Raw genomic sequence first — 9,291 nt, forward strand, 5'->3', positions numbered from 1 at the left:
GGCGCTGCTCCTCCCGCCGCCCTGCGGCGCGCAACATCGCACCGCCTAAGCTCGTGGCTCATGCGGGCCGTGCTGATCGTCAACCCCACAGCCACTTCCACCACGCCGGCCGCGCGCGACCTGCTGGCCCACGCGCTCAAGAGCCGCCTGCAGCTCAGTGTCGAGCACACCAACCACCGCGGTCATGGCACCGAGCTCGCGCAGAAGGCCGTGGCGGACGGCGTCGATCTGGTGGTCGTGCACGGCGGTGACGGCACGGTGAGCGGGGTGGTCAACGGCCTGCTCGGGCGGCCGGGGCCGCTTCCAAGCGGCCCGGTACCGGCGGTTGCCGTGGTTCCCGGCGGTTCGGCCAATGTGCTGGCGCGGTCCCTGGGCATCTCCGCGGATCCGGTCGCGGCCACCAACCAGCTCATCCAGCTGCTCGACGACTACCAGCGACGCGCCTCCTGGCGGCGGATCGGCCTGATCGACTGCGGCGAGCGCTGGGCGGTGTTCAACACCGGCATGGGTGTCGACGCCGAGGTGGTGGCCGCGGTGGAGGCCGAGCGGGACAAGGGCGGCAAGGTCTCCGCGTGGCGCTACATCCGCGCTTCGGTGCCGGCCGTGTGGGCCTACACCCGCCGCGAACCGATGCTGACGCTGGAACTTCCTGGCCGCGAACCCATTACGGGAGTGAGCTTTGCGTTCGTGTCGAACTCCAGCCCGTGGACGTTCGCCAACGAACGCCCGGTGTGGACCAATCCCGGCTGCAGCTTCGAGTCGGGTCTGGGGGTCTTCGCCCCCACCACCATGAAGCCGATCCCCACCCTGCGGATCGTGCGGCAGATGTTCGCCAAACGGCCCAACTTCAACTTCAAGCACCTCATCAACGAGGACGACCTGCCATGCCTGCGAGTTACCTCGACCGGAGGCGCCGTCGCCTGCCAGTTCGATGGCGATTACCTCGGCGTGCGCGAAACCATGACGTTCAAAGCGGTCCCGGACGCGCTGGCGGTGGTCGCCCCCCCTCAGCAAAATCGGCACTGACCTGCGGTGACGCCGCGACGTTGGCGAGTGCCGGGAAAAGTTGTCGGGAAGTAGCCGGTGGAGTGTAGTACAACGGAGTAAGGGCTTGGCTACGAGTTGATCAAAGTGAGATAGCCCACGAGCGAACTCACGCTATTGACATCCGTTGAGCCTGTGAAACGATCAAAAGGTTGCATGCAGAGATTTACGTAGGAGTTGCGGACTCCTTTTCTTCTGCACGCATTAAACAGCCGAAGAAAATGGCCGTGCGCCTTGCTGCGCACTTAGTGAGGAGTAAAGACGTATGGATTGGCGCCACAAGGCGGTCTGTCGCGACGAAGACCCGGAGCTGTTCTTCCCGGTAGGGAACAGTGGCCCGGCGCTCGCGCAGATCGCTGACGCGAAACTGGTCTGTAATCGGTGCCCGGTGACCACAGAGTGCCTCGGTTGGGCCCTGAACACGGGTCAGGACTCGGGCGTCTGGGGCGGCATGAGCGAAGACGAGCGGCGTGCACTGAAGCGTCGCAACGCCCGGACGAAGGCCCGCAGCGGGGTATAACCCACATCACGCGCGAACAGTGCGGCCTCGACGAAAGTCGGGGCCGCACCTTTGCGTGTGGCCGCCGTCCGGCGTGGGGCTACAGCAGCAATCGGGTCCGCCGGCCGATCGGCACCCGTAGCACCACATCGGTGCCGCGGGCGGGCGCCTGACGCATGCCCAGGGTGCCGTCCAGCTCAGCCGACACCAGGGTCCGCACGATCTGCAGACCGAGGCTGTCGGAGGTCTCCAGGCTGAATCCTTCCGGCAACCCGCGGCCGTCGTCGTGCACCACCACGTCGAGCCAGCGGGCGGAGCGCTCGGCGCGGATCGTCACCGAGCCTTCCTCGACCGCCGGGTCGAAGGCGTGCTCGATCGCGTTCTGCACCAGTTCGGTGATCACCATGATCAGCGCGGTGGCCCGGTCGGAGTCCAGCACACCCAGATCGCCGACCCGGTTGATGCGGATCGGCCGGTCCACCGACGCGACGTCGTTCATGATCGGCAGGATCCGGTCGATCACCTCGTCGAGATTGACCTGCTCGTCCACCGACATCGACAGTGCGTCGTGCACCAACGCGATCGATGACACCCGGCGCACCGACTCGATCAGGGCTTCCCGCCCCTCCGCGTTGACCGTCCGGCGGGCTTGCAGGCGCAACAGCGCCGCCACGGTCTGCAGGTTGTTCTTCACCCGGTGGTGGATTTCCCGGATGGTGGCGTCCTTGGATATCAGCGCCCGGTCGCGGCGCTTGACTTCGGTGACGTCGCGGATCAGCACCGCCGCGCCGGTGCTGGCGCCGTTGACCATCAACGGCAGCGTGCGCAGCAGCACCGTGGCTCCCCCGGCGTCGACCTCCATGCGCATGCTGCGCCCGCCGGCCACCAGGTCCTGCACATGCTCGGCCACTTCCTGCGCCTCGAACGGGTCGGAAATCAGCGGCCGCGTGACCTCGATGAGGTTGTGCCCCTCCAGTTCGGTGGTCAGTCCCATCCGGTGGTAGGCCGAAAGCGCGTTGGGGCTGGCGTAGGCGACGACGCCGTGCACGTCGAGGCGGATGAAGCCGTCGCCGGCCCGCGGGGTCGAGCGCGACATGACCACGTCCCCCACGTCCGGAAAAGTCCCCTCGGCGAGCATGTGAACCAGATCGGTGGCGCACTCCCGGTAGGCGATCTCCAGCTGACCGGACGTACGGTCGGCGGCCATCGCGGTCTGATGATGGGTGAGCACAGCCACCACCTTGCCGCCGTAGCGCACCGGGGACGCCTCGACGTGGGTGCCCGGCAGCCACGAAGCCACCTGCGCCACAACGTCATCCCGCTTGGCGGTGCCCGACGCGAACGTCTCGGCCACGATCCCCAACCGGTCGGATCCGACGGCGGTGCCCACCGCATCGGTCTGTAGCGCCGTGGGCGCCGTGTTCGGCCGGCATTGCGCCACACACACCAGCACGCCGTCGTCGCGCCGCACCCACATCAGGTAGTCGGCGAACGACAGGTCGGCCAGTAGCTGCCACTCGCCGACCACCGCGTGCAGATGGTCCACCGCACTGCCCGGCAGCACGGTGTGTTCGGCGAGCAGATCACCGAGAGTCGACATTGCTTACTCCCCGGGTCGTTCCCGGCGGCTGATGGAAGGGGCCGGACGGCTAGCTGATCACCGCGATGAGGTCGCCCGCCTGAATGACGTCGCCCACCGACACACTGACCTTGCTGACGGTGCCGCCGACTTCGGCCAGGACGGGGATCTCCATCTTCATCGACTCCAGCAGCACCACGATGTCGCCTTTGCCGATCTGGTCACCCTCGTTGACAACGACTTCGAGCACGCTGGCCACGATCTCGGCACGCACATCCTCCGCCATCTTCACCCCACTCGTTTCGGCCTTTTGCGCAGGCTGGCTGCTGTTCATCACGGTTCTTCTGGGCCCATCAGGCTCGGATACATCGAACCACAGCACCGGTCGGGACCGCGGCACACGGGCCCCCGACAGGCCCCCACGAGGGCGAAGACACTGCTTGGGACGTCTCGTGAGAGAATGATCCACAAGCCGACCGGCGCCACGCGTCTGGTTCGACAAGCAATCACGGAGGTTTTCACCATGGCCAAACGAGGCCGTAAGAAGCGCGACCGCAAGCACAGCAAGGCCAACCACGGTAAGCGGCCCAACGCCTGAGGGACGCTACTGCGTACCCCGGATGATCGTGGTGCGCCGGATCTCGAGCCGTAGCCGCTCGCGCAACCCGTCAGGGGCCTTCTCGCCTTTGCATTTGGTGGCGATCAACGCCTTGATGCGCTCTTCGAGCCCGTAGTGCTTGAAGCAGCCGGGGCACGCCTCGAGATGCTGGCGCAGCTGCTCGCGGGTGTCCGGGCCGCATTCGCCGTCGAGCAGCAGCCAGACCTGGCGGATGACCTCCGCGCAGCCGACGCTGCCGTGGGACTCGTCGTTCGGGCAGGCATCGGGCGAGGCCGCGCCCTGGCCGGAGAACTCGCTCATGACGACACCTCCTCGTGCGTCTGCTGACCACGGTTGAAGCCGCGCTCCTTGGCAACGTCGGCCAACAGGCCGCGGAGCTGCCGTCGGCCGCGGTGCAGCCGTGACATTACCGTTCCAATCGGCGTATCCATGATCTCGGCGATTTCCTTGTACGGGAACCCTTCGACGTCGGCGTAATAGACCGCCATCCGGAATTCTTCCGGCAAGGACGCCAGCGCGTCTTTGATCTCCGAGTCCGGCAGCCCCTCGAGGGCCTCGACCTCGGCCGAACGCAGCCCGGTGGACGAATGCTCGGCATTCGCGGCCAGCTGCCAGTCGGTGATTTGCTCGGTCGGATACTCCGCGGGCTGGCGCTGCTTCTTGCGGTAACTGTTGATGTAGGTGTTGGTCAAGATCCGGTAGAGCCACGCCTTGAGATTGGTGCCGGCCCTAAATGAGCGGAATCCCGCGTAGGCCTTCACCATGGTCTCTTGCAGCAGATCTTCGGCGTCGGCGGGATTGCGCGTCATGCGCAGCGCGCCGCCGTACAGCTGGTCCAGCAGGGGAATCGCGTCGCGTTCGAAGCGCGCCGTTAATTCCGCATCCGTCTCTTCGTGCGCTGCGGGCTCGGAAATCTCGGGCCCCGTCGCGCCATCGCGGCCATTTTCAGAGTCGGCCATGTCGATCAACCCGGTCCCTTCTGCGGCGGTGTTACCGGAGAGCACCGAAAGCCCCACCGGACTCGCAAGGAAGCCAGCCAACCGCTCCTCGCCTAACAGGCTCGTCGCCGTTGACACCACGCTGCTCCTCCCAATCTAAAGGCTGACCCCGACACTGTCCGTCCGGGTCCGTCCCACCGCATGTGAAACCGATTGAATCAACAGCGTGCGCGACCCCGCTATTTCCGCAGCGCTATTTGGCCGGGTAGCGGTCCCGGCTGCACCGATCGGGCCCCGATCCGGCCGATTCGGGCGTGGCGTTAGTGTGACGCCATGTCCCACGCCACCTCCCTGCGAGGCAAGACCATGTTCATCTCCGGGGCCAGCCGTGGTATCGGCCTGGCGATCGCCAAGCGCGCCGCGCAGGACGGCGCGAACATCGCACTGATCGCCAAGACCGCCGAGCCGCACCCGAAGCTGCCCGGCACGGTGTTCACCGCTGCCAAAGAGCTCGAGGAAGCGGGGGGACAGGCCCTGCCGATCGTCGGGGACGTCCGAGAGCCGGACTCGGTTGAGGCGGCCGTGGCCAAGACCGTCGAGCAGTTCGGCGGCATCGACATCTGCGTCAACAACGCGTCGGCGATCAACCTGGGATCCATCACCGAGGTGCCGATGAAGCGCTTCGACCTGATGAACGGCATCCAGGTGCGGGGCACGTATGCGGTTTCGCGAGCGTGCCTGCCCCACATGAAGGGCCGGGAGAACCCGCACATCCTGACGCTGTCGCCGCCGGTGCTGCTAGGCCAGGAGTGGCTGAAGCCGACGGCGTACATGATGGCCAAGTTCGGTATGACGCTGTGCGCGTTGGGCATCGCGCAGGAGATGCGCGAGGAGGGCATCGCGTCCAACACGTTGTGGCCGCGCACCCTGGTGGCCACCGCCGCGGTGCAGAACCTGCTCGGCGGCGAGGAGGCGATGGGACGCGCCCGCAAGCCCGAGATCTATTCCGACGCGGCCTACGTCGTCCTGAACAAGCCGTCCAAGGAATACACCGGCAACATGCTGCTGTGTGAGGACGTGCTGGTGGAATCCGGCGTCACCGACCTGTCGGCCTACGACTGCATTCCCGGCTCGAAACTGGGCGTCGACTTCTGGGTGGACGGCGTCAACCCGCCGGGGTACACCGGCCCCTAGCCCGTCGTGATCGCAAGCGCGGCGGAGCCGGGCGCAGCGGGTCGCGACCGCCGGAACAAGGCCGCCGCCACCCCGGGCATTGCCGCGCTGGTGAAAGCCGGTGTGCCGCACCAGATTCACCACTTCGAAGAGATCGGCGACCTGTCCGCGTCCCCCGGGGTGTCGGCCGAGCAGGTTTTCAAGACCCTGATCATCGCGCTGCCCGGCGAGCTGGCCGTCGCGATCGTGCCGTTGCCGTCGCGGTTGTCGCTGAAGGCGGCCGCCGCGGCGCTGGGTGCGCCCAAGGCGAGCATGGCCGAGCCGGCGGTCGCCGAGCGGGCGACCGGCTATGCGGTGGGCGGTATTTCGCCGTTCGGACAGCGCAGGCGGCTGCGCACGGTGCTGGACGGCTCGGCGTTGCGATGGGACCGGATGCTGTGCAGCGCGGGCAAACGGCATTGGGAGGTCGCGGTGGCCCCGCAGGACCTGATCCGTCTCACCGGCGCGATCACCGCCGACATCACTCGAACGTGACGACGACCTTGTCCGCGGCACCCGGGGTGTGCGCCAGCTCGAGCGCTTCGCCGACGTTGTCGAACGGGATGGTGTGGCTGGGGATCAGCGCGTATTTTTCCCAATTGGCGACGAGATCCTTGGTCACCTCGAAGATTTCGTCGGGGTAGCCCATGGATCCGAGGATGGTGATCTCGTTGCTCATCACGTTGACGAGCTCGACGGGTACCGGCTCCTTGTGCACGCCAACGATTCCCAGGGTGGCGCCCTTCTTGGCGGCGGCCAGCGCGGTGTTGATGACGGCGGGCACTCCGGCGGCGTCGAGGTAGATGTCGGTGCCGGCGCGCCCGGACAACCCCGGAATTCCAGCCTCGCCCTCGCCGTGCAGTTCGACAAGGCGCGCCGCCACGTCCTCGTCGGCGGAGTTGATGACGGCGTCGGCCCCGATCTGCAGCGCCTTGCGCAGGCGGCCCGGGATCAGGTCCGCAACGACGACATGGCTGACGCCAAGGGATTTGAAGGCCAGCGTGGCGCCCAGCCCGATCGGCCCGGCGCCGAACACGACGACCTTGTCCGTCGGTTTGGGTTGGCAGCGGTTGGCTCCGTGGCGCGCGACCGCCATCGGTTCGTTGAGCGCGGCCACTTCCCACGGGATGTGATCCGGGATCACTTCGAGACTCGTTCCGCGGGCGGCATTTTCGATGAGCAGGTAGTCGGCAAGCGCCCCGGCGGCGCCGCCGTTGCCGATGATGCCGCTGGGCGCGGCCATCGGATTGATGACGACGTGGTCGCCGACGGACAGCCCGGTCACCTGCGCGCCGACCTCGACGATCTCCCCGGCCGGCTCGTGGCCCAGCGGGGTGTGCCCCTGCCGCGGCGGGATGCCGCCGATGGCGATGTAGAACGCGTCCGAACCGCAGATTCCGCAGGCCCGCATCCGGACGAGGACGTCGCGGGGGCCGACGTCGGGGCGCTCGGTGTCGAGGACCTCCACCCTGCCCGGGCCGGTGACCACGGATGCTTTCACGGTGCGCCTTCCAGTTCGATGTCGAAGGAATCGAGATATTCGGCGAAGACCGGCGCGAGCGCCTCGACGGTCAGGCCGTACTCGTCGAGGCGATAGGCGTTGAGCGCGAACCGGTCCTGAGGGTGATCGGCGAGCCAACTGCGCATGCGCGCTTCGGTTTCGGCGGTTAGGGGTTCGTTCACCCACTCGTAGATGCGCCGCATGACGTCCATCGGGTCGCGCATCATCTCGTGGTAGTACATGTGGAAGAAGCGCTCGTCGCCGATGCGGTCGCGGGCCCGCAGCGGCCGCTCGACGTGGTAGCGCATCTGCCACATCGCGAGCCGGCCCATGTCCGTCTGGTCCAGCAGCTCGGTGTTCATCACCAGGCTCTGCGGCAGCCGCCACAGGTTGCACAGCGACCCCGTCGCCCTGTACGGATCGCGGTGCGCCCAGATCAGCCGCGCGTCGGGGAACACGTTCAACAGCGCTTCGATGTGCACCGAGTGCGAGGGCATCTTCAGGCTCCAGTTGCCCGGTGCGGTGGACTGCAGGACCTGCAGATAGCGCTTCTGGTATTCGTAGGTGCTGCTCATGTCGGCCTCGTCGAAAAGCCACCGTGCGTAGCGATCCGTCGGCAGGAACGAGTCCCAGGACAGGCCCTTGAAATCCTGGTTGTGAATGAACATGTCCTCGGTCGGGCCGTCGGCGTCTTCCCAGTGCGGCAGCGGAATTTTCGCCTGCGTCACCAGTTCGAGGATCTTGCGCTGCTCCTCCAGCAGGGCCAGGCACCGCGGGTCGGTGCGCAGCGTGTCGGTGCCGGCGGGCGGGATCGGGTCCACGCACTGCCAGTGCAGCAGCGATCGTCGGGCCGGGTCCTGGTCGAGCAGGCAGCTGATGACCGTGGTGCCGGTGCGGGGCATGCCGAGCACGATCAGGGGCCGCTCGACGGGCGTGTCCAGCACTTCGGGGTGCGACCGGATGTAGCCGTGCACCTGCATGCGCCGCCCCAGCGCGTTGGTGGCGTCGTCGAGGACCCGTTCGCGGCCGAACGGGGTGAAGACCGGCGAGGTGTTGAGCTCGTCGAGGATGAGCTGCAATCCGTCACGCCATGAGTCGGAGTCGATTTCGGTGAGGCCGGTGCGTCGGGCCGCCAGCTCGAAAACGTCGTCGGCGGTGGTGATGTCGTCGTAATTTTTTTGATCGCTCATGGCTCTAGACCGTCAGGTATCCGCCGTCGACGGCGATGGCGCTACCGGTGATGTACGACGCGGCATCGGTACACAGGAAGAGCGTCGCGCCGGCACAGTCCTGGGGTGTTCCGGGCCTACCCAGTGGCGTGTGGAATCCGATCTCGACGTCCATCACCTCGGGAATTCCCATGGCCGGGTGGGTCATTCGAGTGTCGATCAGCCCGGGCGCGATGGCGTTGACCCGGATCCCGTCATCGGCCCAGCGGCGCGAAAGGTTCATCGTCAAGGCGAGCAGGCCCATCTTCGACGAGGCGTAGCCCGGGACGAAGACCGCCGAACGGAACGCCGACATCGAGACGACGCTGACCACGCTCGCGCCGCCGGCCGCCCGGCTGGACTTGAGGCGCTCATGGCAGCGCATGGTCAGCCGCATCGGGCCCAGCATGTTCTGCGTCACCGATGCGACGTAGCCGTCGGGGTCGTATTCGTCGCCCGCGGGATAGGGACCGCCCGCGTTGTTGACCAGGATATCCAGCTCCCCCAGCGAATCGACCAGAGCGTCAACGGATTCGGGATCTTGGATCTGGCACTGGCGGTAGGTGAACGCGCCCAGCTCCGTCTCGGGATAGTCGGCGGGCGACCCGCGGGTTCCGGTCACCAGCACGTGGGCGCCGGTGAAATCGAAGTTGACGGAGTTCATGCGTCAGTCCTCAATTCGTTGATTGAC

12 protein-coding genes are annotated in these 9,291 nt (G+C 66.8%); 5 read left to right on the forward strand and 7 right to left on the reverse strand.

The genetic code is table 11. The features are described 5' to 3' along the window. Positions 1-60: 60 nt before the first annotated feature. Complete coding sequence (locus A5782_RS02815) at positions 61-1,026, forward strand: diacylglycerol kinase family protein (RefSeq protein WP_067094848.1); 966 nt, start codon at positions 61-63, stop codon at positions 1,024-1,026. Between the two features lie 283 nt (positions 1,027-1,309). Next, on the forward strand, positions 1,310-1,564 hold the full coding sequence (gene whiB1, locus A5782_RS02820; RefSeq protein WP_003874607.1) for a transcriptional regulator WhiB1: 255 nt from the start codon (positions 1,310-1,312) through the stop codon (positions 1,562-1,564). A gap of 79 nt (positions 1,565-1,643) precedes the next feature. Here whiB1 and A5782_RS02825 read toward each other — a convergent pair whose 3' ends face one another. Both A5782_RS02825 and A5782_RS02830 read right to left on the reverse strand, forming a co-directional pair. Further along, entirely contained in the window at positions 1,644-3,143 is a 1,500-nt protein-coding gene (locus A5782_RS02825; RefSeq protein WP_067094851.1) for a sensor histidine kinase, read from the reverse strand. A gap of 49 nt (positions 3,144-3,192) precedes the next feature. Next, positions 3,193-3,408 (reverse strand): biotin/lipoyl-binding carrier protein, encoded by a 216-nt coding sequence (locus A5782_RS02830; RefSeq protein ID WP_007773063.1) that lies wholly within the window; start codon positions 3,406-3,408, stop codon positions 3,193-3,195. 237 nt (positions 3,409-3,645) lie between these two features. Here A5782_RS02830 and A5782_RS27155 point away from each other — a divergent pair, with 237 nt between their 5' ends. Continuing rightward, positions 3,646-3,720, forward strand: coding sequence for a 50S ribosomal protein bL37 (locus tag A5782_RS27155; protein ID WP_011728008.1), 75 nt, complete (start codon positions 3,646-3,648; stop codon positions 3,718-3,720). A gap of 6 nt (positions 3,721-3,726) precedes the next feature. Here A5782_RS27155 and rsrA read toward each other — a convergent pair whose 3' ends face one another. Next, positions 3,727-4,041: a mycothiol system anti-sigma-R factor gene (gene rsrA / locus A5782_RS02835; RefSeq protein WP_067094853.1), complete on the reverse strand. Its 315-nt coding sequence runs from the start codon at positions 4,039-4,041 to the stop codon at positions 3,727-3,729. Then, entirely contained in the window at positions 4,038-4,700 is a 663-nt protein-coding gene (locus A5782_RS02840; protein ID WP_067094864.1) for a sigma-70 family RNA polymerase sigma factor, read from the reverse strand. Before A5782_RS02840 ends, rsrA begins: the two co-directional genes overlap by 4 nt. A 312-nt stretch (positions 4,701-5,012) precedes the next feature. Here A5782_RS02840 and A5782_RS02845 point away from each other — a divergent pair, with 312 nt between their 5' ends. Next, positions 5,013-5,873, forward strand: coding sequence for an NAD(P)-dependent oxidoreductase (locus A5782_RS02845; protein ID WP_067094855.1), 861 nt, complete (start codon positions 5,013-5,015; stop codon positions 5,871-5,873). Between the two features lie 6 nt (positions 5,874-5,879). Next, positions 5,880-6,386, forward strand: coding sequence for a YbaK/EbsC family protein (locus A5782_RS02850; protein ID WP_231986579.1), 507 nt, complete (start codon positions 5,880-5,882; stop codon positions 6,384-6,386). Here the strand turns inward: A5782_RS02850 and A5782_RS02855 are convergent. The 3 genes from A5782_RS02855 to A5782_RS02865 are packed head-to-tail and all read right to left on the reverse strand — an operon-like array spanning position 6,373 to position 9,264. Then, positions 6,373-7,392 (reverse strand): zinc-binding dehydrogenase, encoded by a 1,020-nt coding sequence (locus A5782_RS02855; protein WP_067094858.1) that lies wholly within the window; start codon positions 7,390-7,392, stop codon positions 6,373-6,375. The genes A5782_RS02850 and A5782_RS02855 overlap by 14 nt on opposite strands. Further along, the gene (locus A5782_RS02860) at positions 7,389-8,582 is read right to left on the reverse strand and encodes a sulfotransferase (protein ID WP_067094861.1); all 1,194 of its coding nucleotides are present in this window, start codon (positions 8,580-8,582) and stop codon (positions 7,389-7,391) included. The genes A5782_RS02855 and A5782_RS02860 overlap by 4 nt, the downstream gene beginning before the upstream one ends. 4 nt (positions 8,583-8,586) lie before the next feature. Further along, on the reverse strand, positions 8,587-9,264 hold the full coding sequence (locus A5782_RS02865) for an SDR family NAD(P)-dependent oxidoreductase (RefSeq protein ID WP_082942753.1): 678 nt from the start codon (positions 9,262-9,264) through the stop codon (positions 8,587-8,589). Positions 9,265-9,291: the final 27 nt, after the last annotated feature.

It is taken from the genome of Mycobacterium sp. 852002-40037_SCH5390672, assembly GCF_001665875.1.
Taxonomy (GTDB): domain Bacteria; phylum Actinomycetota; class Actinomycetes; order Mycobacteriales; family Mycobacteriaceae; genus Mycobacterium.

Coding starts and splice junctions, on each gene's coding strand:
- whiB1 (WP_003874607.1), top strand. CDS start 1,310: ATGGATTGGCGCCACAAGGCGGTCTGTCGCGACGAAGACCCGGAGCTG.
- A5782_RS02845 (WP_067094855.1), top strand. CDS start 5,013: ATGTCCCACGCCACCTCCCTGCGAGGCAAGACCATGTTCATCTCCGGG.
- A5782_RS02825 (WP_067094851.1), bottom strand. CDS start 3,143: ATGTCGACTCTCGGTGATCTGCTCGCCGAACACACCGTGCTGCCGGGC.
- A5782_RS02815 (WP_067094848.1), top strand. CDS start 61: ATGCGGGCCGTGCTGATCGTCAACCCCACAGCCACTTCCACCACGCCG.
- A5782_RS02860 (WP_067094861.1), bottom strand. CDS start 8,582: ATGAGCGATCAAAAAAATTACGACGACATCACCACCGCCGACGACGTT.
- A5782_RS02840 (WP_067094864.1), bottom strand. CDS start 4,700: ATGGCCGACTCTGAAAATGGCCGCGATGGCGCGACGGGGCCCGAGATT.
- rsrA (WP_067094853.1), bottom strand. CDS start 4,041: ATGAGCGAGTTCTCCGGCCAGGGCGCGGCCTCGCCCGATGCCTGCCCG.
- A5782_RS02830 (WP_007773063.1), bottom strand. CDS start 3,408: ATGGCGGAGGATGTGCGTGCCGAGATCGTGGCCAGCGTGCTCGAAGTC.
- A5782_RS02865 (WP_082942753.1), bottom strand. CDS start 9,264: ATGAACTCCGTCAACTTCGATTTCACCGGCGCCCACGTGCTGGTGACC.